Annotated in this window: 17 protein-coding genes; 6 read left to right on the top strand and 11 right to left on the bottom strand. The window is 62.0% G+C overall.

Annotation, left to right across the window (positions count from 1 at the left end):
* Positions 1 to 52 precede the first annotated feature (52 nt).
* Positions 53 to 778 carry a Crp/Fnr family transcriptional regulator gene (locus tag AC07XM_RS02475; RefSeq protein WP_016486139.1) on the top strand — a complete coding sequence of 242 codons (726 nt, stop codon included), beginning with the start codon at positions 53 to 55 and terminating at the stop codon, positions 776 to 778.
* 196 nt (positions 779 to 974) lie between these two features.
* Here the strand turns inward: AC07XM_RS02475 and AC07XM_RS02470 are convergent, their stop codons facing one another.
* From AC07XM_RS02470 to dapA, 7 genes are all read right to left on the bottom strand, one after another.
* A complete protein-coding gene (locus tag AC07XM_RS02470; RefSeq protein ID WP_102689618.1) occupies positions 975 to 3398 on the bottom strand; it encodes a TonB-dependent siderophore receptor in 2424 nt (807 codons plus the stop codon).
* Positions 3399 to 3470: 72 nt separating this feature from the next.
* The gene (locus AC07XM_RS02465; RefSeq protein ID WP_016486137.1) at positions 3471 to 4430 is read right to left on the bottom strand and encodes a FecR family protein; all 960 of its coding nucleotides are present in this window, start codon (positions 4428 to 4430) and stop codon (positions 3471 to 3473) included.
* On the bottom strand, positions 4423 to 4947 hold the full coding sequence (locus AC07XM_RS02460; RefSeq protein ID WP_016486136.1) for a sigma-70 family RNA polymerase sigma factor: 525 nt from the start codon (positions 4945 to 4947) through the stop codon (positions 4423 to 4425). The genes AC07XM_RS02465 and AC07XM_RS02460 overlap by 8 nt, the downstream gene beginning before the upstream one ends.
* A gap of 285 nt (positions 4948 to 5232) precedes the next feature.
* Positions 5233 to 5619 carry a cupin domain-containing protein gene (locus tag AC07XM_RS02455; RefSeq protein WP_016486135.1) on the bottom strand — a complete coding sequence of 129 codons (387 nt, stop codon included), beginning with the start codon at positions 5617 to 5619 and terminating at the stop codon, positions 5233 to 5235.
* A 72-nt stretch (positions 5620 to 5691) separates the two neighbouring features.
* Positions 5692 to 6516 (bottom strand): AraC family transcriptional regulator, encoded by an 825-nt coding sequence (locus AC07XM_RS02450; RefSeq protein ID WP_023049340.1) that lies wholly within the window; start codon positions 6514 to 6516, stop codon positions 5692 to 5694.
* An 82-nt stretch (positions 6517 to 6598) separates the two neighbouring features.
* The gene (locus AC07XM_RS02445; protein WP_102689617.1) at positions 6599 to 7150 is read right to left on the bottom strand and encodes a YdeI/OmpD-associated family protein; all 552 of its coding nucleotides are present in this window, start codon (positions 7148 to 7150) and stop codon (positions 6599 to 6601) included.
* 212 nt (positions 7151 to 7362) lie between these two features.
* Positions 7363 to 8232 (bottom strand): 4-hydroxy-tetrahydrodipicolinate synthase, encoded by an 870-nt coding sequence (gene dapA / locus AC07XM_RS02440; RefSeq protein WP_023049339.1) that lies wholly within the window; start codon positions 8230 to 8232, stop codon positions 7363 to 7365.
* A 362-nt stretch (positions 8233 to 8594) separates the two neighbouring features.
* Here dapA and AC07XM_RS02435 point away from each other — a divergent pair, with 362 nt between their 5' ends.
* Positions 8595 to 10448 carry an ABC transporter ATP-binding protein gene (locus AC07XM_RS02435; protein ID WP_016486130.1) on the top strand — a complete coding sequence of 618 codons (1854 nt, stop codon included), beginning with the start codon at positions 8595 to 8597 and terminating at the stop codon, positions 10446 to 10448.
* Between the two features lie 162 nt (positions 10449 to 10610).
* Here the strand turns inward: AC07XM_RS02435 and AC07XM_RS02430 are convergent, their stop codons facing one another.
* Positions 10611 to 11381 carry an IclR family transcriptional regulator domain-containing protein gene (locus tag AC07XM_RS02430; protein ID WP_102689616.1) on the bottom strand — a complete coding sequence of 257 codons (771 nt, stop codon included), beginning with the start codon at positions 11379 to 11381 and terminating at the stop codon, positions 10611 to 10613.
* A gap of 153 nt (positions 11382 to 11534) precedes the next feature.
* Here AC07XM_RS02430 and AC07XM_RS02425 point away from each other — a divergent pair, with 153 nt between their 5' ends.
* Genes AC07XM_RS02425 through AC07XM_RS02410 form a run of 4 tightly spaced genes read left to right on the top strand, consistent with a single transcriptional unit; the run spans position 11535 to position 16112 of the window.
* Positions 11535 to 12344 carry a shikimate dehydrogenase family protein gene (locus AC07XM_RS02425; protein ID WP_096425936.1) on the top strand — a complete coding sequence of 270 codons (810 nt, stop codon included), beginning with the start codon at positions 11535 to 11537 and terminating at the stop codon, positions 12342 to 12344.
* Between the two features lie 4 nt (positions 12345 to 12348).
* A complete protein-coding gene (locus AC07XM_RS02420) occupies positions 12349 to 14082 on the top strand; it encodes an FAD-dependent oxidoreductase (RefSeq protein ID WP_016486127.1) in 1734 nt (577 codons plus the stop codon).
* Positions 14067 to 14387, top strand: coding sequence for an NIPSNAP family protein (locus AC07XM_RS02415; RefSeq protein ID WP_016486126.1), 321 nt, complete (start codon positions 14067 to 14069; stop codon positions 14385 to 14387). Before AC07XM_RS02420 ends, AC07XM_RS02415 begins: the two co-directional genes overlap by 16 nt.
* Before the next feature lie 42 nt (positions 14388 to 14429).
* Positions 14430 to 16112 (top strand): FAD-dependent oxidoreductase, encoded by a 1683-nt coding sequence (locus tag AC07XM_RS02410; protein WP_102689615.1) that lies wholly within the window; start codon positions 14430 to 14432, stop codon positions 16110 to 16112.
* A gap of 19 nt (positions 16113 to 16131) precedes the next feature.
* On the opposite strand, the gene tssM is transcribed toward AC07XM_RS02410, so the two are convergent.
* From tssM to vasI, 3 genes are read right to left on the bottom strand one after another with little or no spacing between them, the layout of a single operon-like run.
* Entirely contained in the window at positions 16132 to 19758 is a 3627-nt protein-coding gene (tssM, locus tag AC07XM_RS02405; RefSeq protein WP_102689614.1) for a type VI secretion system membrane subunit TssM, read from the bottom strand.
* Positions 19755 to 21218, bottom strand: coding sequence for a type VI secretion system protein TssA (gene tssA, locus AC07XM_RS02400; protein WP_070086878.1), 1464 nt, complete (start codon positions 21216 to 21218; stop codon positions 19755 to 19757). The genes tssM and tssA overlap by 4 nt, the downstream gene beginning before the upstream one ends.
* Positions 21206 to 21856 (bottom strand): type VI secretion system-associated protein VasI, encoded by a 651-nt coding sequence (gene vasI / locus AC07XM_RS02395; RefSeq protein ID WP_172455913.1) that lies wholly within the window; start codon positions 21854 to 21856, stop codon positions 21206 to 21208. The genes tssA and vasI overlap by 13 nt, the downstream gene beginning before the upstream one ends.
* Between the last annotated feature and the right edge of the window lie 42 nt (positions 21857 to 21898).

Raw genomic sequence — 21898 nt, 5'->3', positions numbered from 1 at the left:
CCCAGCTAGGCTAATCTTGTTGCCACAGCCGCTGCCATCGATGGTCCCACGCATGCAACACACGGTAAAACCCCAACACAACCACTTGCTGGCTGCCCTGTCGCCAGAGGCGTTCAGCCGTTTGGCGCCGGACCTGGAGCACGTCAACCTGCCCCTGGGCAAGGCACTGTACGAGTCCGGCGATAGCCTGCGCCATGTCCACTTCCCGGTCGATGCCATCGTTTCGCTGCTGTACGTGATGGAAAACGGCGCCTCAGCCGAAATTTCCGTGGTGGGTAATGAAGGGGTGGTTGGCATCGCCGTGTTCATGGGCGGCGAAAGCACGCCCAGCCGGGCCATCGTGCAAAGCGCCGGGCATGCCTACCGTCTGCCCGTGCAAAAGATCAAGGACGAGTTCAACCGCCATGGCGAATTGATGACCTTGATGCTGCGTTACACCCAGGCACTGATCACCCAGATGGCACAAACAGCGGTGTGTAATCGACATCACTCCATCGACCAGCAATTGTGCCGCTGGCTATTGTTGTCGCTCGACCGCCTGCCAGGTGACCGCCTGTGCATGACCCAGGAACTGATCGCCAACATGCTGGGCGTGCGCCGCGAAGGTGTGACCGATGCCGCCGGCAAGTTGCAGCGCCTGGGGGTGATCGAGTACAACCGCGGGCAGATCAGGGTACTGGACCGGGCACGCCTGGAACTGCTGAGCTGCGAATGCTACGCGGTGGTGAAGAAAGAAACCGAGCGACTGCTGCCCTACCTGCCGGGCACCCAAGGTTGAAGCCTTGGGGGGGGCCTTGGGGGGTCAGTCAAACCGATGAGAACCAATGGCTAACTATCGACCTGCCAGGCCACTCAGCTCGTGTCATCTCTCAAATGACCCTGCGGAACGGGTTGGCAACTGCTTCGGGAGCCCGCATGATGATCCGACAGGCTTCACGCATGTAGCGCATGCGGATCATCCAATACCCACGGCATCAATATTGGTAGCGTAGCGTGACTGCGACATTGCGCGGATCACCATAGTACAGGCCACCGAAGTTGTTTGAAGTTGGCAAGGACTGGTAATAGACCTTGCCCAAGGCGTTGTTGAGGTTGTACTGCACGCTGAACTGTTGATTGATTTGATAATGGGCGTGCACGTTGAGCAAGGCGTAGCCACCTTGTTTGATGGCATACCCGTTGACATCGGCGGCGGTGCGGCTCTGGGCATACACGTCGCCACCCACGCGCCACTGGTCGAGGGCACCGGGCAAGCGGTAGTCCGTCGACACCTTTAGCAGGCGGCGCGGGATCTTGCGATAGTAGTCCGAGCCCTTGTTACTGCCAGCCACATATTCTGGATCGCTGTAGGTGTATCCAGCGCTAAGGTTCCAGTTCTCCAGTGGTTCGCCTGAAATCTCCAGTTCAAAGCCGCGGTTACGCACTTTCGCGCCGGCTTCATAACATTTGCTGGTACCCGTCACGCCACAGGTTGGCGACACCGACAGGGCTTCGGGCATGTTCTCTAGGTTGGTCTGGAAAATGGCCAGCGTGGTGTTCAGGCGGCCATCGAAATACTCACCCTTGATGCCGGTTTCGTAGTTGTCGCCCTCGATAGGGTCAAGCAAGGTGTTACCGACACCGTAGTAACTCTGAGTCTTGTAGATCTCGGTGTAGCTGGCATACCAGCTGTGGTGCTTATCCAGGTCCAGTACCAGCCCGGCATACGGCACCAACCGGCCATTCTCCCGGTATCGATCATTGGTGTACGGGCTGGCCACCTCGTAGTCCGACCAACTCACCCGCGTGCCGAGGATCAGGCTCAGGTCATCCGTGAGGCTGAAGCGCGAGGCACCGTACAGGCCTCGCTCCTTGCGCTTGTAGTTGTAGTCCGAGCCGAGCGCATTGAGGATGGGGCTGGGCAGAGCGCTGTAGTCGAAGTCGGTGATGGTGATCGTGGGGTTGTTGACCGCGCTCTTGATGACGGCAGTGAACTCGTCCTGGCGACTGTTGGCCCCCAACATCAATTGGTGCTTGCGCCCGAACAGCTCAAAGGGCCCGGTTGCATAGAGGTCCAGCGCGAACTGGGTGTCGTCGTAGTCAGCCTGGGAGACGGTCATGCGATAGTTGTCGCCCGATACCCGGCTCGGATAGGCCGAAAGGAAATCGGCGTTCGACCAGATCGCGTTCATGGCCAAGGTCAACGTCCATTCGTTGTCAAACTTGTGCGTGACATCGCCGAACAGGGTGTAGTTGTTGCGATCCAGGTGCGCCCACTTGCCGTTGAGGTTGGTGGAGCGCGAGAGCGGGTAGAAGGAGCCGTCACTGCGGGTATTCAGGCCGCCCCAGTCATAGCCGTTCTGGTTGTCCTTCTGAAGGGTGGCACCTAGCGTCAGCACGGTGGAGTCGTTCAGATCCGCCTCGCCGACCAGATACAGCAACTGGTTGTCCCGCTCGGCGCCGTCCCGGTAGCTGTTGGCGTTGTTGTAGTAGGCCACTGCGCGGCCGCGAATATTACCCGTGGCGGTCAATGGCCCGGAAACATCCACCTGACTCCGGTAGTTGTCCCAGGAGCCTGCACCCAATTCCGCGCCCAGGCGAAAGTCCTGGGTCGGCCGCTTGCGCACGAGGTTGATCGCCGCCGACGGGTTGCCCGTGCCCTGCATCAGGCCGTTGGCCCCGCGTACAACTTCGACACGGTCGTAGAGAGCCATGTTCGACGTGGACATGACGTCCATCGAGTAGTTTTCCGAGATGTTGGTCGGAATCCCGTCGTATTGCAGATCGCTGATCTCGAAGCCACGCGCGTAATAGGTGGAGCGGTCAGTGCCAATCTTGGTCAGGGTGATACCGGTTGCCGTGCGCGCGATATCGTCCAGGTTCTGGATGTTCTGGTCGTCCATCTTCTTGCGGGTGATCACCGTCACCGATTGCGGGGTTTCCCGCAGGCTCAGGGCCATCTTGGTCGCCGTATTGGTCGATCCTGTGGTGTAGGAGCCGCTATCCTCGGTAATCGAGCCGGGTGTATTGCCGGCAATGGTGGTCGCTGCAAGGTGGACTGCGCCTGTGACCGGTACGGCCTGCTGGAGTTGATAGCCATCTTCGGTTGGGCTCGCTACCAGTCCAGACCCGGACAGTACCTGTGCAAAACCGCCATCGATGGTGAAGCTCCCGTGCACACCGGGGCTGGTCAATCCTTGCACCTGGCGGGACTCAAAAGAGATGGGCGTTGCGCTGGCCTGGGCGAACCGACCCAGGGCTTCGCCCAACGGCCCGGCAGCGATGTCATAGCGCTGCAGGGATTGCTCGGCCAATGCGCTGGCAGGCACTGCCAGTGGTGCCGTACAAAGTGCCAGGCGCACGGCCAGGTAGAGGCCGTGCGCGGTAGAACGGGTAAGCGCTCGAATCGGCGACTTCATGTTTTCGATACTCCTATGGTGTTGGCCATGGGAGGACGGACGAAATTCGAAAACACGAAATGATTATTGAAACTATTTCCGCCCCACCTCGGGCTTCAGGGTTACCCGGGTTATCCAAGGGGTGTACTGGCTGACCTGGATCGGCAAGGTGCGTTGCAGCAGCCGCAATGCCTGGCGCGGATCATCCAGCGGCAGCATCACCGTCACCTGTAGCCCTGCGAGGGCAGCATGATCGGCCCACAGCAGGCCTGGGTAGTGGCGCGACAAGCGCGTCAGCACATCGCTCAGTGGCTCATCTTCGGCCAGCAACTGGTGCTTGTGCCAAGCCTGTTCAAGGGCATCTGCCCGTACCTGTTCGACGTTGCCTGGGCCTTGTGCGCCAAGACGTACGCGCTGGTTGGCCGTCAGCTTCAGTGAGTGGCCGGCACTGCTGATGGCGGTGGTCGACTCGATCATGGTCACTTGCGTCGAGTCGCCTTGCCGCGCCACCGTGAAGCGCGTGCCAAGCGCCCGCACACTGCCATGTGCAGTCACTACCAGGAATGGGCGAGGGTCCTTGGCCACATCGACCAACACTTCGCCACGCAGCAGCTCGACCCGACGTTCACCTGCATCAAAATGCACGTTCACGGCCGAGTCCCCGTCCAGATGGATTTCGCTGTCATCGTCTAGTCGGCGATCAAGCCAAGCGCCCCCTGAGGTGCTCAGGTCTGCCAGCAGATATCCCTGTTGCCAGCAAGTCGTGGTGATCCAGGCCATGGGAAGCAGGGCCAGCGCCAAGGCCAGGGCCTGCATCTTGCTGGCCTGGGGCGCGCGTGGTGCGTGGCGGAGGGCTTTTCCGGCAGCCTGGCGGGGTAGTTGCTGCAACGAACTCAGACGCCCTTGCAAGCGCGCGACCGCTGCCGCATGTTCAGGGGCCGCGCTGATCCATGCCTGGAATTGCGCCTGTAACTGAACGTCGGCCTCATCGTCGAGTAGCACCAGCCAGCGCGCAGCCTCGCGCAGGACCGAATCGGCAGTCTGGTCAGGCATCGCTCACCTCCATGGCAGCGTCGCAAGCCAGCATGGCCTCGACTAAATCGGCCTGTACAGTCCTCACCGAAATGTCGTGATGGCGTGCGATGTCATCCTGGGACAAGCCTTCAAGGTGACGGAGGATAAAGGTTTCACGAACTCTGTGCTTCATGCGTGACAGCGCTCGGTCGATACGTTCCAGCAGCTCTATGGCCTGCAGGATTTGCTCGGGCGAGAACGCCTGCTCCATATGCTCGACACTGGCCTCAAGCGCCTCCCTGTATGCCTGCTCCAGGCGCAAGCGGCGGCCGTTGTCGATCAGGATACGGCGCGCAATGGTCGCAAGAAATGCACGAGGCTCACGAGGGGAAGCATACTGCCCGGCGGTGAGTACACGGTAGAACGTGTCCTGGGCGAAGTCCGAAGCCTGATGCGGACATTGCAGGCGCCGCCGCAGCCACGCCACCAACCAGGGGTGGTGCCCCGCATACAGCTCGCCAATGGGATCGGAAGAAGGTGATCGAGGTCGGTCCATGACAATTGGCTGCAAATGAGAATTAATCTAAGTTATCACTTATGCAGGAGCCTCGCCATATCCTTGTCAACCGCTGGCGGATGACGATTGTCGACCTCATCTGGTCAAATACCGGCCTCATCGCCTGAAAGCCGGCTCCGACAAGAATTGCACCAAAACCTCCAGGGCTACGCAACACTGACGGAAGCTGAACTTGTCGCCAGTGACTCGCGAAACGGCCCCTCCACCTCGGATAGTTGTCTGTTCCAAGTCTTGAAGAAGCCAGCCAATATCAGAGACGTCAACTCAGATCCAGACGTCATTCACAGCCGTTCGCTCCCCGCCTTCATGACCGGTATTCAGCACGCCTCGCGGCTCGATCATCATGAGTTTCGTCTCCGTCTCTGCCGCTGTTCTGTGCTCTACCCCACGCGGCACCACATACAACTCGCCCGGCTTCACATGCACGCAGCCCTCTGGGAGATCGATGCGCAAGAGGCCTTCGAGTACCAGAAACGCTTCATCGGTCTCGGGGTGCGAGTGCCAAATGAATTCACCTTCGATGCGAACCACCTTGAATTGGTAGTCGTTCATTTCCGCGACCACCCGTGGACTCCACTGTTGCTCGATAAGCGAAGCTTTTTGAGTCAGGTTCACAGGCTGCGGTACGCATTGCTGATGTATGCCGGACATGGCCGATCCTCTCTAGTTGGAGCGACCAGCCTATCGAATGGGAAACACGCCTTTCTTGTACGATCCTGCAACTCAGCGAACAGCACGCAAGCGTTCCAGCCAACGCAATGGTGGTACGCCGTAGGTGCGAGTGAAGTGCCGGGTCATGTGGCTCTGATCGTGAAAGCCTGCGGCGAGGGCGGCATCGACCAGGGTGAAGCCGTCCAGGATCAGCCTGCGAAAACAGTCCAGGCGCCGTAGCGTGACAAACCGGTAAGGGCTGGTGCCGTAGAGGGCGCGAAAGTCCCGCGACAAGCTCCATTGCTCACGCCCGCTGGCCTGTTCGAGCATCTCCAGCGTGATGCCTACGTGCAGATGCTCCATGATGAACGCTCTGGCGCGTTCGGCGCTGCGGTAGTCCAGGCGTTTGCGGCCACGTGGCTTACCACCGACGGCACGCAGCGCCATGGCCAGGTCATACACGGCGTCCTGCTCCTCCAGTGTTTCCAGAGGATGGTCCAAGGCTTGTACGAACGCCTCGCTGGCGCGGTACAAACGCGGGTCGCAGGAGAGCCCGCCGGCGATGAAAGGCAACGGTTCGCCCCCGAGCACGTTCTGGATCAACGACGGGTCGATGTAGGCCATACGGTATCGAAAGCCCACCTCCGTGCCAGCCATGCCGTCATGTACTTCATCCGGGTGCAGGACAAGGGTATTGCCTGGCACGCCGTGGCACAGCGCCCCCTTGTAGTGAAAGCTCTGTACCCCGGCAAGGGTACGGCCTATCGAGTATGTGTCATGACGATGCGGGTCGTAGCCATGGCCACCAAACCAGGCTTCGATGCGCTCCACGCTGCCAGGCGTAGTGCTGCGTATGACCCAGTCAGGGGTGGATGACGGGTTTGCTTTTCGGTCCATGAGTATGCTTGCTGCTAGTGAGGCATCTGGGATGGGTGGTTGACCCCTTGTGCTTCAGGATTCCCACCCGCGGCGGCGTTTCTCAATCTTGCGCCTCAGGCGCACGGAAGGCCTTGCTGTAGTAACCAGACGGGTCGAAACAGCAAACGTGCTTCTTGCCGGAGGCAAGCATATCGCATGCATTGGCGATTCGTTTTGCGCGCGTCTGGGCCTGCTTGGCTGACGTGATCCAGTGTATCCAGTCTACTCGTGCGAGGGTCGTCGTATTGGTCCAGACCAGACGAGCCTCAGGCGTGGCTGCCAGTGCCTCCTGAAAATCGGGAGGGATGCCAGGTTCGGGCTCCTTCGGCACAGGGCTCACCTCCAGTGTAACGATGTCGCCAATGGCAGCATTTGCAGCGTCGAGTAACGTAGAGCTGATCTGCAGCCAATGGCTCAGTTGACCATCCGGTTCAAGGGTTGCCTGGAAAGGGTATCCATTCAATGTGCCTTCAACTGTCGTCCTTCCGCGCCTGGGAAGCTGTGCACTCGCCTCTTTTGGCAGTACCACGAATGCCCATGACGAATCATCCCCAGGGTTTACCGGACGAAGAAGCGTTGCTTCGAAGCGGGCTTTCACAACGGTCTTTGTCATTGCAACGCCTCCAGTCACGATGCCAGCTTCAGTCGCAGTAAAGACACTTTAACCCGGCAGGGCCGCCAGCACCGCACCCACCCTACTGTTGAACGCAGCGGGGGAGTCCACGACGCGCGCCGGGGCTTTTACCTCGCCGTCGGCACGCGTGGCGCGCCGGGCCTGAAGGCCTTGTTCGGCTTCAAGGCCTCCTCGCAGCAAAAAGGCTACTCCTACAGGCCTCCGGGTAGCGCCAGCACCGCCAGCAATTTGTCTCTGGTTGGTTGAGTGCAAGGCTGCATCGGTTCGCGCAGCTCGTCGGTCATCAAGCCCTGTAACTGCAATGCCGCCTTGACCACAGCCGGGTTGGGCTCGGCAAAGGCCATCCTGATCCAGGGCAGCAGCTGGTAGAACGTGCCACGCGCAGCCGCCCAGTCACTGCTATCGACCTGCCGCAGCATGCGCACGTAAAGGTGCGTATGCACATGGGCCGAGGCCGAAATGGCCCCTGCACCGCCCAGGCACAGGTTGTTGAATATCTGCAGGTCTTCACCGGCCAGCACCTGGGCATGGCCGTCCTGGATCAAGGCCATCGTGGTTTCGCTGTCGCCGCTGCAGTCCTTGACTGCCGCGATGCGCGGATGGCGCACAATCCGGCGCAAGGTTTCGCGCTCGATGCGCACGCCGGTGCGGTAAGGGATGTCGTACACGATAAGCGGCACGCGGGCGGCATCGGCTACCGTGTTGAAGAAGGCTTCGATACCGGCCTGCGAAGGGCGGATGTAGCAAGGCGCCGGTACCAGAAGCCCAGCAATGTTGCGCCGCTGGATCTCGGCCTGGAAGGCCAGCAATTCACGCAAGTTGTAACCCGACAGGCCCATGACCACCTTGTCTGGCGCCACCCAGGCCAGCACGGCGTCCAGCACAGCCAGTTGCTCGGCCTTGGACAGTGCCGCCGCCTCCCCCGTGGTACCGCACACCACAAAACCGGCCACGCCTTCTTCGAGCAGCTTCTTCACCAGCTTTTCAAGGGCGGCGAAGTCAACTTCATTGGCGCGCAGGGGTGTGACAAGGGCGATCCAGATACCACGAAAATTCGACATGCATAAACTCCTGATGTTGACCGAAAGTCAGCGTCAGCGGGTGAAGAGTCGAAGTGGTCTGGCAGGGATACCTGGCGCCTTCTGTCTCGTCAGCCCACCTGACGAGACAGCGCGCCTCGGTCAGATGAGCGGCTGTTTCTTGGATTTCTTGGCAACGGCAACGCACGCACCTGCCTGAGCAATGAAGCCCGAAGCGGAAATGGCGTGGTTGGACATGGACATGCTGGCAAACCCGTTGCGTAGGTATGGCTGGATAATGCTCGGGCGGCGGACAAGCTGTCAACCTGCTGTAGCGCAGGTCGAACATGCCGATGTGCGGTATGGTTACCTGTCAGGCAGATGCTGATTTACCGGAGACATGCATGCTTCGCATTTTTGAACGCTGGCTAGACCCCTTCCCCCCCGACGAGGTACCGCCGCCGCCGGTTGGCCTGCTGCGCTTCATGTGGGCCTGCACCCGGGGCGCCCGCGGCTACATTCTTGCCCTGGCACTGCTCAGTGCCGGGGTGTCGATTTACGAAGCCTGGCTGTTTGCCTTTCTCGGCCAAGTGGTCGACCTGCTCTCGGCCTGGCAGGCCGGTGGCGCGGCAAGCACACAGGAAAGCCACGTACTGTGGGGGATTGGCATCGTTCTGGTGACCAGCATCGGGCTGGTGGCCCTGCGCACCCTGGTGCAGCACCAGGTGCTGGCAATCAATCTGCCGTTGCGTCTGCGCTGGGACTTCCATCGCCTGATGCTGCGCCAGAGCCTGTCGTTCTTCTCCGACGAGTTCTCTGGCCGGGTTACCACCAAGGTGATGCAAACGGCGCTGGCGGTGCGCGAGGTCTTGTTCACGCTCATCGAAATCCTGCCCGGCATCGGCGTGTACTTCATTGCAATCATCGCCCTGGCCGGTGGCTTTGCCTTGAAGCTGATGCTGCCGTTCATTGCCTGGCTCGTGCTGTTCGGGCTGGCCATGCTGTATTTCGTGCCCCGCCTGGGCAAGGTCGGGCAAGAACAGGCCAACGCACGGTCGTCGATGACCGGGCGAATTTCCGACGCCTACACCAACATCACCACGGTAAAGCTGTTCTCGCACTCCAAACGCGAAGCGCACTTTGCCCGCGCGGCCATGGAGGACTTCAAGCAGACCGGCTTTCGCCAGATGCGCCTGGTCAGCCAGTTCGAGATCGTCAACCAGGCACTGGTGGTGGGCTTGATCTTTGGTGCCGGCGGCTACGCGCTGTGGCTGTGGCACCAGGGCCAGGTCGGCACTGGGGCAGTCGCGGCCATTACCGCCATGGCCCTGCGTATCAATGGCATGTCGCACTGGATCATGTGGCAGATGACCTCGCTGTTCGAGAACATCGGCACCGTGCAGGACGGCATGGCCACCCTCACCCGCGGTCCCAAGGTACAGGATGCGCCAGGTGCCACCGAGCTGGTAACCCGCGGCGGCGCGGTGAGCTTTGACAAGGTCAGTTTCAACTACAACGGCGAGCGCCAGGTGCTCAACGACTTGAGCCTGCACATTCACCCAGGCGAAAAGGTCGGGCTGGTCGGCCGCTCTGGCGCCGGCAAGTCCACCTTGATCAACCTGCTGCTGCGCTTCTACGACGTGGACAGTGGCGAAATCCGCATCGATGGGCAGAACGTCGCCAAGGTCACGCAAGACAGCCTGCGCAGCGCCATCGGCATGGTCACCCAGGACACCTCGCTGTTGCACCGCTCGATTCGGGATAACATCGCCTATGGGCGCCCGGACGCAACCGACGCCCAAATCCGCGCCGCTGCAGCCAATGCACAAGCGGATGGTTTTATCAGCCAGCTCAGCGACCGCCAGGGCCACAACGGTTACGACACCTTGGTGGGCGAGCGCGGTATCAAGCTGTCCGGCGGCCAGCGCCAGCGCATCGCCATTGCCCGGGTAATGCTGAAGAACGCGCCGATCCTGCTGCTGGACGAAGCCACCAGTGCGCTGGACTCGGAAGTGGAAGTGGCCATTCAGGAAAGCCTGGACGAAATGATGCAAGGCAAGACCGTCATCGCCATCGCCCACCGGCTGTCGACAATTGCCGCCATGGACCGGCTGATCGTGATGGATGAAGGGCGCATCATCGAGCAAGGTACACACGCCGAACTGCTGGCGAAGAATGGCACCTATGCCCGGCTGTGGCAGCACCAGAGTGGTGGGTTCCTGGGTGAAGACCAGGGCGTGGCCGAGGTGGTTGAATAGGCTCAGCTGAAGCTGACGCGGACAGTGTGGGAGCAGGCGACGCGAAGGATGGCACCGGCTGCGCCGGTGTTCGCGGGCATGCCCGCTCCCACAGTGGTCGCGCGTGCGCCAGGCCAGCTATCGCAGCTCGGATCGCAGCGGGCTACCTGCGGTATGAACGCCTCAATCCAACACCGGCCGCAACAGCGCCTGCGCCTCATAAAGCGGTGGCAGATAGCGCAAACGGATTTCATCAACACTCAACCGCGAAGCGTGGGTTGTGATGGTCAGCGTCGCTTTCAACTGACCGGCCCGGTCCAGCAACGGTACACCCAGCACCCGCATGCCGATTTCAAATTCCTGATCAACGATACAGAAACCCTGCCCCTTCACCCGCTGCAACTCCGCGTCCAGCTGCGCCCGGTCTGTCAGCGTATAAGGCGTCAACGGCCGCAGGGGGTTGCGTGCAAAGTACGCCTCCCGTTCCCCCTCACCCAGCCAGGCCAGCCAGATCCGCCCCCCGGCCGTGCAATACATCGGCACCCGCGAGCCGGGCCTGATCGACAACGAAGCCACATGGCTATAACGGCTGCGCACCAGGTGGATGATTTCGTCCCCATCGCGGGTACCCACCGACACATGTTCCTGGGTCTGGCGCGCCACCTGCTCGATGATCGGCCGCAGCATGCGCGGCAGTTGCGCCGAGTCCACATACGCCTGGCCAATACGCAAAGCCTTGGGTGTCAGCCAGTATTCGCGGCTGTCGGTTTCGGCAAATCCCTCGTGCACCAAGGTCAGCAAAAACCGCCGTGTGGCGCTGGGGGTAAGGCCAGACAACCTGGCCGCCAGCGGCACGCTGAGGCGTGGCTGCTCGGCGCTGAACAATTGCATGAGGGCCAGGCCTTTCTGCAACCCGGCGATCAGGTCCCGGGAGTGGATGACGGACGTGTTCATTGTTTTGGCTCATAACGGGTCGCAAAACTGCCGTTCACTGCGATAACCGGCTCATGATTGCGATTATCGCACTAAAAGCCCGATCAGCGCATTGTTGACGCCCCCGCCCGTGCAGCACGCTTGCCTCCACAACAAAACAATAAGGAGGTCAGCATGATTCGTGGTTCCACTGAACTCGTCGCAATCGTCGGTTCGCCCATCGCCCAGGTGAAGTCCCCCGAGAACTTCAACACCTGGTTCGCCAACAACAACTGCAACATCGCCATGCTGCCCATCGACCTGCACGAAGCAGCGCTGGGCAGCTTTGCAGACAGCCTGCGCGGCTGGCAGAACCTGCGTGGTTGCGTGGTCACTGTGCCCTACAAACAAGCCCTGGCCAACTGCCTGGACGGCCTGAGCGCGCGCGCGGCCGCCCTGGGGTCGGTCAATGTGATTCGCCGCGAGCCTGGCGGGCGCTTGCTGGGCGACAACGTGGACGGCGCCGGCTTCCTGGGGGCTGCGCGCAAGCATGGCTTCGAGCCGGCGGGCAAGCGGGCCTTGGTGGTTGGTTGCGGCGGAGTCGGCAGTGCCATCAGCTATGCACTGGGTGAGGCCGGTATTGCCAGCATCACCCTCCATGACCCCAGTGCTGCACGCTTGGGCGCGCTATGCGAACTGCTTGGCAGGGCCTTCCCCGGGCTCGGCATCAGCACGCAGGTCAGCGGGCTTGAAGACTTCGACCTTGTGGCCAATGCCTCCCCCGTCGGTATGGGTACAAGCGCAGAGCTGCCATTGTCTGCCGCGCTGCTGGCAACCCTGCAGCCCGACACCCTGGTCGCCGACGTGGTCACCTCGCCCGAGATCACCCCGCTGTTGCACCGGGCTCGGCAGGTTGGCTGTGCGATCCAGACTGGCCCGGAAATGGCCTTCGCCCAACTGGGCCACCTCGGCGCCTTCATGGGCGTGACGCCACTGGAGATCTGAGGCCATGGCCACTATCGAAAACACACAGCAGCGCTTTGACCTTATTGTGCTGGGCAGCGGCGCCGGAGGCTTTGCCGCTGCAGCCACGGCAGCGCGGCGCGGGCTGAAGGTGCTGGTGGTGGAAAAGGCCGAGCACTTCGGCGGCACGTCGGCGATTTCCGGCGGGGCGGTGTGGCTGTATGGCACCGACCAGGCCCGCGCCGCTGGCGCCAAGGACTCCCCCGAGGCCATGCGCACCTACCTCAGGCACGTTATCGGCGATGGCTACGAGCCTGCATTGGCAGACGCCTTCATCGAGCAGGGCCACCAGGCGCTGCGCTGGCTGGAACAGCACACCGAGCTGCGCTACGCCCTGCGCCCGCACTCACCGGATTATTACCCCGATGCGCCCGGCGCCACCCAGTTTGGTCGGGCGCTGGAAATGGTCGAATACGACGGCAAGCACCTCGGCCCGCGCTTCAAGGACCTGCAGATGCCACCGCCCGGGATGTTGCTGTTCGGCGGCATGATGGTCAACCGCGTGGATATCCAGCATTTTCTCAGCATACGCCGCTCACCCAGGTCGCTGTGGCACTGCCTGAAACTGATGGCGCGTTACGCTCGGGACCGCCTGCAGCACCCACGTGGCACCCGACTGACTACCGGCAACGCCCTGATCGCACGCCTGGCCACCAGTGCCTTCGCCCATGGCACCCAACTGTGGTTGCGCAGCGAGGCCTTGGAGCTGATCGTTGAACAGGGCGTGGTCACGGGCGTGGTGGTACAACACGAGGGGCGCCGTGTGCGGGTACTGGCGCGTGGCGGTGTGGTGTGCGCCATGGGTGGGTTCGCGGCGGGCGCGCTCGCCGCTGGCTACCGGCCCGCCCAGCCAACACCGCACCTGACCATGTCGCCCGCTGCCAACGACGGCGCTGCCCTGCGCCTTGGCCAGGCTGTGTCGGCAGCCCAGGGCGAGGGCCTGGCGGCCAACTTCTTCTGGGCGCCGGTTTCCGAACTGCGCCATGCCAGTGGCGAGCGTGAACGCTTCCCGCACCTGGTCACCGACCGCGCCAAGCCTGGCGTGATCGCGGTAGACCCGACCGGGCGGCGCTTCGTCAACGAGTCGGACTCTTACCACCACTTCGTGCAGACCATGTTCGCCAACGGCATTGCCAGCTGCTGGCTGGTCTGCGATGCCGAGGCCATGAACCGCTACGGCCTGGGCCTGGCGCGGCCTAAACCGGTAAACAACCAGGCGCTGATCGACGCCGGCTACCTGTACCAGGCCGCAACACCAGAGGCCCTGGCCCAGGCCATCGGCGTTGACCCACAGGTGCTTGCGCAAACCCTCGAGCAGTTCAACGCAGATGCCCGCAATGGCATCGACCGCGCGTTCGGCAAAGGCGGCAACAGCTACAACCGCTACATGGGCGACCCGCAACACACCCCTAACCCGTGCCTGGCGCCACTGGCAAGCGGGCCGTTCTACGCCATTCGCATTCACACCGGCGACCTTGGGTCGGCCTGCGGGCTGGTGACCAACGCCGATGCCAATGTACTGAACCGCAGCGGCCAGCCGATTGCCGGGCTGTACGCGGTCGGCAATGACATGAACTCACTGATGAAAGGCACTTACCCCGGCCCCGGCATCACCCTGGGCCCTGCGCTCACCTTCGGCTGGCTCGCTGCCAACCACATCACCGCGCGCCTGCAGGCGCCGGCCACCCAAACGGAGACCTCTGCATGTACTACGAATTGAGAACCTACACCCTCGACCCCCTGAAAATGGCCGACTGGCTGGCCCTGTACCAAAGCCATGCGCTGGAAGTGCAAAGCGAACACCTGGGTAACCTGGTGGGCTTTTTTACCAGCGAGTTTGGCGACGTGAACCAGGTGGTGCACATCTGGGGCTATACCAGCCTCGATGAGCGCATCGCGCGCCGCGCCGCGATGGCAGCAGACCCGCGCTGGGCAGAATTCTCGCGGCGCAACCGCGAACTGGGTGCGGTAGTACGCCTGCAATCGCGACTGATGCGGCCCACCGGCTTTTCGCCGCTGAAGTAAACCGTAAGCGACCTTCTATCAACCCCTGAGCGGAACCCCTGCATGCAACCCCTCGAATGTGACGTACTCGTCATCGGCTCCGGTGCTTCTGGCCTGGCAGCCGCCGTTACCGCTGCGCATCACGGCCTGCGCGTGATCGTTGCGGAAAAAGCCAGCCAGCTGGGCGGCACCAGCGCCTGGTCGGGGGGCTGGCTATGGGTACCGCGCAACCCGCTGGCCATTGCCGAAGGCATCGTCGAAACCGACGATGCCCCAGAACGCTACCTGCGTGCGCAAACCCACACCCACGAGCTGGACCCACGTCAGCGGGCATTCCTGCGCTACGGCCCCGAGATGGTGGCGTTTTTCCAGCAGCACACTGCTGTGCAGTTTCAGTCCGGCAGCCGCATGCCCGACATGCGCGAAGGTGACGGCAGCGCACACGGCGGCCGTTCACTGTGCGCACTGCCCTACGACGGCCGCCTGCTAGGGCCCTGGCTGCACAGGCTGCGCCCACCGCTGGACATCGTCAGCCTGGCCGGCATGGGCATTGCCGGCGGCACCGACATGGCCGCCTTTTTCAATGCCACGCGCTCGTTCAAGGCAGCGTTGCATGTAGGTAAGCGCCTGCTGCGCCACGGGCGCGACCTGCTGCTACACCGACGCGGCCAGCAACTGGTCAATGGCAACGCACTGGTGGCACGCCTGCTGCGCAGCGCCCTGGACCTGGGTGTGACGCTGCTGACCGACAAGCCGGCCAGCCGCCTGTTGGGAGAAGGCCGGGTCAGCGGCGCGCTGTTTGCCGATGGCCAGGCGATTCACGCACGCCGGGGTGTGGTGCTGGCCTGTGGCGGCTTCCCGCACGACCGCCAGCGCATCGCTCAATTGATGGCGCATGCGCCGGATGGCACCCGGCATTACTCTGCCGCGCCCAAAGATAACAGCGGCGACGGCCTGCGCCTGGGCGAACAGGCCGGTGGCCTGGTAAGCACCGAGCTGGCCCAAGCCGGCGCTTGGGCACCGGTTTCGCGGGTACCACGCAAAGATGGAACCTTCGGCCATTTCCCGCACCTGATCGACCGCGCCAAACCCGGCTTCATTGCCGTGCGCCGCGATGGCCGACGCTTCGTCAACGAAGCCGATTGCTACCATGACTTCATGAACACACTGTTCGCTGCCACGCCGCAAGGCGAGCCGCCTGAAGCCTGGCTGATCTGCGACCACGCGGCGCAGCGCCGCTACGGCATCGGCTGGGCCAAACCGTTTCCCTTCCCTACCCGCTTTTACCAACGCTGTGGCTACCTGCACAGCGGCGCTACGCTGGCACAGCTGGCGAAGCGCTGCGGGATCGATGCCGGGCAGTTGCAGCGCACTGTGGACGGTTTCAACCACTTTGCGGCACAGGGTGAAGACCCGACCTTCCAGCGCGGCACGTCGGCCTACAACAGGGCCCAGGGTGAACCGCAGCAGGGACCCAACCCGTCGCTTCGGCCGTTGCTGGAGGGGCCGTTTTATGCGGTTAAACTGCTGCCAGGCAGCCTTGGCACCTTCGCCGGCCTGGGCACCGACGCCTCGGCCCAGGTGCTGGACCACGCGGGGCAGCCGATACCCGGGCTGTTTGCGGTGGGTAATGACATGCACAGCGTGATGGGCGGGTATTACCCGAGTGGTGGTATTACCCTTGGCCCGGGGATGACCTTTGGGTATCTGGCCGGTAGAGCGTTAAGTGGCCTGCGTTCACAGTGAACACCGCAAGGGCTGGTTTTCATAAAGGCTGCCCATGCGCCTGCTCTACCTGAGCCACCTTGGGCGGCTGTTGCAACAACCCTCGCGGCAACCGGAAGCTTTTGAACGGTTGCTGGGTGATGGGATTGAAGGCTTTTTCAGCATTCAGTCGATAGCGCATCACGCCATCACCGGTCCGGAAGCTCAGGTCTACGCTGGTTGGCGTCCGCCCATTGAGTGAGCCGCGGCTGAGCAAGCGGAACATCGACCACGGCCCGCGGTACTCCAGGCTGCTGCTGTTACCGTTCTGCCTCAGCAAGGTAAGGTTGCTGCGCACCTGCTGCCCCAAAGTATTGGGCCAGACGATCCCGGTGATCTGGCTCGGCCCATGGGTGTAGGAAATCAGCTGACCATCGAGGTCCAGCAGACTGGTGCGCTGGTTAGCGCTGAGCCCCAACGGCTCGATGCTGAACTGCACACTCAACTTGCCGCGCTGGTCAAAGAAGGTTTCGCGGATGCGATCCGCCAGCTCGAGTTGCTCGATCACGTCGGCGCGAATCAAGGATTGCCCGTGCTGAGCGGATTGCAAGGCCTCAAGGTTCTCCTTCAGGAAGACCTCCAGGTATTGATCATGAAACTGCTGCAGCCTCCCTTTCGGCCCGAAGAACGCCTCGAAGTCATCGAGTGAAGCATCGGGTGCCTTCACCATAAAGGGGTAGCGGCCTGCCAGACGTTGCTGGAAGAAACTGTAAACTTCAGCATCCCAACGCCGCTCCAGTTCGCGCAGTGCTTCAACGTTCAGCACCTGGGCGGTCTGGTCGGCGAGCTTTCTGACCTGGTGGTTGATGGGCTCCGGCAAGCCTGTAGCAATACGTTGAAGGGTGCCTATCGGGTCATGCCCGGTCATCGCAAAGCGCTGATGCACAGCTTGCAGTGCGGCCTTGCCGCGGTCCGGGCTGTCCTGTACGGCCTTGGCGTAGTCCAGCACGGCCGCAACAGCGCCGAGGGTTTCATCGTAGTAGCTCGGCTTTTCTCCTGTGGCCTGCAGCATCGCGCCCAAGCCTGCAAACGCCCGCTGGATGGCCAAGGCTTGCTGTTGCTCGGGTTTGCGCGTTGCTGAGCGCAGCGTATTCAGTTCACCCGTTATTTCAACACCAGCCGGGGAAGCGAGTGAGGTGTTATCCCTCACCGTATCCAGCAGCCGCTGCAAAGGTGCTGCTGGGCCGGTCAACTGCTGCAGGACCGTGACACCATGGTCCAGATCACGGAAGTCGGCGACGGTGAATGCATTCAAGGCGCGTCGCCAGCTGTCAATGTAATCGGCGCTGTAGAGGTTATGCAGCCGTTCGGTCAACGCATTGCGGTCGACGTCCGAATAGTCGAGTTGGCTGCGCTCGCCCAAGGCCCACTGATCGACCATCGCCATTTCAGCGAACCGCTGGCTGCGCGGCTCGAAGTATTCCCTGAAGCCTTTGGCGGTAAGCATGGCGGCCAGCAGTACCTCCTCCTCCCCTTGCCTGGCCCCGGAAGACGGCTGGTACACCACATCGAACGCAGGCCCTACCTGGTGGCGCAGGTCCAGACCGCTGTGCAACTGCTCTTGCGCCTGTTGCTTCAGCCCTGCATAGACCCGCTGTGGCAACGGCAATTTGCGCAATGCCTGCTGCACTTCGCTGACACGCTGGCGGTACTGCGGCAAATCCGTGTCTGCATAGGCCAAGGCGTACTTCAAATGCTGCATGAGGTCACGCTGCAGTTGCCCTTGCCCAGGAAATGCCCGTTGCCAATGACGGGCCATCCAGTCCTCGACCCATTCGGGCCGGCGGCTGTCGCGGTCCTCGATCATCCGGTAAACCCTGAGCGCGGCCATTTGCTGCTCGCTGCCAGAAGGTGCTGCGTTCATGGCATCGATCACACCACTGGCCAACGCCGGCAAGAAACGCCTGGACAACAAGCTCAGGTACGCCTCATCAACCAGGGGGCCAATGTTGCGCCCTTGATACAGACCAAAATCGGCAACACCCAGCCACGCCGCGCGATAGTCGCCAAACACCGCCACCGCATCGCGAATCTGGTCCAGTGGCTCCAGCAGGTTGCGCCCGGTCGGATCAAGCCGCAGATCGACTTCGTGACGGCTGTACTCCTGGCTTTTGGCGAACACACTGGCAGCCTTGGAGCTATTGATATCGAAGTAGCGCTGCCAGCTGGCGATGGCGATACTGAACGCCAGGAGGCCTACGCCAGAACCAATCCACAGCAATTGGCGCTTGCTGCGCGCTACCCGGACGTTGTCGCCCGCCAGGCCGGCCTCCTGATAGATAACCCGCCTGAATGCTTGCTGGATGAAATAGACCAACGCCTTGCCCTGTGCCTTGCCCTCACGCAGGGGAAGTTTCGTCTTGTAGGGCTGTGCCGCTTCACGGACAAATGCATTGCTCATGTCGCCGTGCTGCACCACTGACGACCAATACACACCACGTACCAACGGTGGCGTGGTGAAACGGTCACTTGCCAAGGCTTCGCGCAGAAATGCCAGCAGTATGGGTCGCAACCCGACCAGTTGGGCTTGCAGTGAGAACAGGCGCCCGCGCGGCGCTGTTTTGCCCAGTACGTCCAGGCGATCGATCACCTGCTCGTTCAATGTGGCGAGAAGCTGTCCGTAGTGCTCGTCATACTCATCCAGCCAGGCATCGAACGCCTCAACTGCATCCAGCTTGAACGTGAATCCCAACAGGCTTTCACGCTTGGCGGCGGGAAGCTTGCCGTAGAACTGATCGAAGCCGTCCAGCAGATCGAATTTGGTCAGTACCACGTACAGTGGCAGGCGCGACCCCAGCTGGGTGCTGACTTCGTACAGGCGTGTGCGCAACCCATGGGCCAGCGCGACGCGTTGGTCGGGCTTGCCATTCAACAGCGCCGGCAAGTCGACGACCAGCAACACACCATTAAGCGCCCGCTGGCTTCGATTACGCACAAGCCAGCTCAACAAGTGCTCCCACAACCGGGCCTCGGTACCGAGCGTCGCGAAGGGTTCAGACTCGGAGGGGTCGTTGGCGGCCGAACCAGCCGGGGGCTTTTGACTGATGAAGATACCGGGCGGATCAATGATCACGGCATCGTCGCTGACCCACCAACCGACCGGGTAGGCCAGTGCTTCAGCCTGTCGACCCCGTGCCTGGGCCTGGTCGATTCGCGTCAGGGTAAAGCGCTGATCGGTGCGGTCGATGAAGCTGGTTTTACCCGATTTTTCATCGCCCAACACCAGGTACCAGGGCAGCCGGTACAGGGCGCGTCGCCCACCGGCATTGTCGAGGTATCGCTCAAGCCCTTGGCTCAACGCCTTCTCTTGCGCCTGCATGAACGGTAGCGTGCCATCCAGTTCGACGGCGCGTGCCTGCCGGCGTTCTGCTTGCAGGCGGCGTAAGCGCCGGCGCACCACCACAAGCCAGCACAAAAGCGGCACCAGCACGAGTACCAGGCTTGCCACGCTGCGATGAGCCACACTTGCCAGCGGCTGTTGCTCACGCCACATCCATTGCGGGCCAAGCCACCAAATAGCGACCAGCATCAGCAAGGCGCCAAGCCCAAGCAGCAGCGGCAGCGCCAGGCCAATGCGCGTTACCCACGGCAAGCCCCAACGTTTGAGTTGCGTCCATATTTGATTCATCGAGGCTCCTGTTCCTTGTCTTGAACTGCCAGCGCTGGGGATGTCGCGTACTGCTGAAGCCGCTGGAACACTTCTGGCTCCCACGCGCTGGCGGTGGTTTGCTGCATCGTTTGGGCAACGCTGGCGCACAGGTTCTGGGCCAGCCACGACACCCCCCGCGCGGCCAGCAGGTCGGCAGCGATCACGGTGGCGTGGCAGCGCTCACGGGGAGCACGAAAGCCCGCTTGCAGCCCTTGCAGCCTGAGGAGCACCGGCTCTACACCAGTGGTTTCCAGCTGGCTGACCAGCTCCTCGCGCAGGCCGCCAAACTCGTGGGAGGTTGAACTTTGCTCGGAGGGCCCTTGCATGCCTTTGAGCCAGGCCAGGCATTGGTCGTCGACAAACACCGTGCCGTCACTGAAGCACAACTGCTGCAGCGCCGGCATTCGCTGTACAAACCGGGCAGTCGCACAACGGATGGCTTCAGCCACCTCGCCCATCGCCAGCCGTGCGGCAACGGTCGCAGCCAGAAAGCTGCCACGAATCCAGTAGGGGCAAGCCGTCACGCTTTTTTCAATACGCTGAAGCAGTGCAGGGTCAAATGCCGTACTGGCAATGGCCTCTTCATAGACCCGCGTGATATCCAGCGGAACCGCCATCAATTCCGTACGGTTGCCCTGCCTGGCCGGGGGAGCAGCCTGAATGTGCGCCCACAACCCAAAACGCCGTAACTGGTAGCCAGTAGCGTCATAAGGGTCCTGCTGGTTGATGAGCTCGGCCATGGCGAGCACAGCCCGCCGTGTCTCACGCTCATTGCCCATCGACAGGTGTGACGCGGGTGTGGCGATGACGTCGGCCAGCGGCGCAGGTTTCACGCTCGCCGCCGGTGGCTTGGGTATCGCACCCTCGCCGACACCGTTGGCGAGCTCTATGTGCTTTCGCAGCAGGCGCCCCAATTCGTCGAGAACAGCTGCCTCCAGCTGTGCCGTGCCCTGTTGCTGCAGGTGGTTGAACGCCGCCTGCGCCGCCGCTGCATGAGTAGGACTAAAGGTGAAACGGTCAAGACGCGGTAGCGCCTCGACCAAGCGGCTGACCACCAGGCCAACCAACTTGCGCTTGCCCAGAAAGCCTTTCGGCCCAGGCTTGGGATGAGCAGTTTCCCAGTAGCACTCGATCATGCCGGCCAACAGCGCCAAGCTGAATCCCCAACGCTGCCAGCAGCCGCTACGCAGCCATGCGGCACTCAGGTGCGCAACAATTCGCAAATGCTTGCATTGCTGGCTCAGGTACTGTCGGGACGCTTCTTCGATGTAGACCCAGTCGATCGAGGCGTCCTGCAGCCCACCCAGCTTGACCATTTCCTGGTCTATGGCCTGGTAGGTTTCGTCCTCGACATCGAACAGCCCGGCAGGCACCGCTGGATCAATCGGTGCGAGCAGCCGAGCGACTTCGGCCGCGGATACCTGCGCTACCACCGGCATGTGCTTCGCGCCTGGCTGATCAGCGGATCCAGGCCTTGAGCATCGAAGGTCAGCCCGTCGACCTCGCCGTGCTCACTCACAACCTCGATACGCTGGGCACCGATCAGCTTCCTGATCTGCTCGATGGCTGGCAGGCCCCGCCCGGCATCGAGCACCTGCCCGTTCTCCATCACCTGCCAGGACGTCTCACGGGTAGACCAGCCCTCCCCGGTCAGCCGTACCTTGACCCAACTTGCATCGATCGGGCGCCTGGCAATCAGCTGTAGCCGGGAGATGGCCTGGATGCAACTGATCGCCATGTAGGTACGTTCATCACCCGATGCAATGGCGGGTGCCGAAATCACGAGCGCTGGTGCGCCTGGGCTGTCCTGCGTCTGGCTGCCGATGCGAAACGTCAGGTCATCCGGTGCCCGTGCAGCTTCATTTGCCATCACGCGCAACACACTGGGGGCCTGCTGCTCCGGTGCTGACCACTGTCGCTTTGGTGTGTACGCAGGCGTGCCCGCGGCCTGATCGAAACAGGCCAGTCGCTCGACGTTGGACACAATCCGGGGGCAGTCCCGCGTGGGCCCCGCCAGCACCGATTGCAGACAAAACAGCAACGAGAGACCAGCGCCATATGCACAGCGGTTAATCATCCTGAACTTACTCTCTGAAATAGTACAAACGGCCTATATTAC

This window comes from Pseudomonas sp. GW460-LB5 (assembly GCF_059423245.1).
The sequence above is the reverse complement of the archived record's forward strand: the minus strand, read 5'-3'. Positions and strand labels throughout refer to the sequence as shown.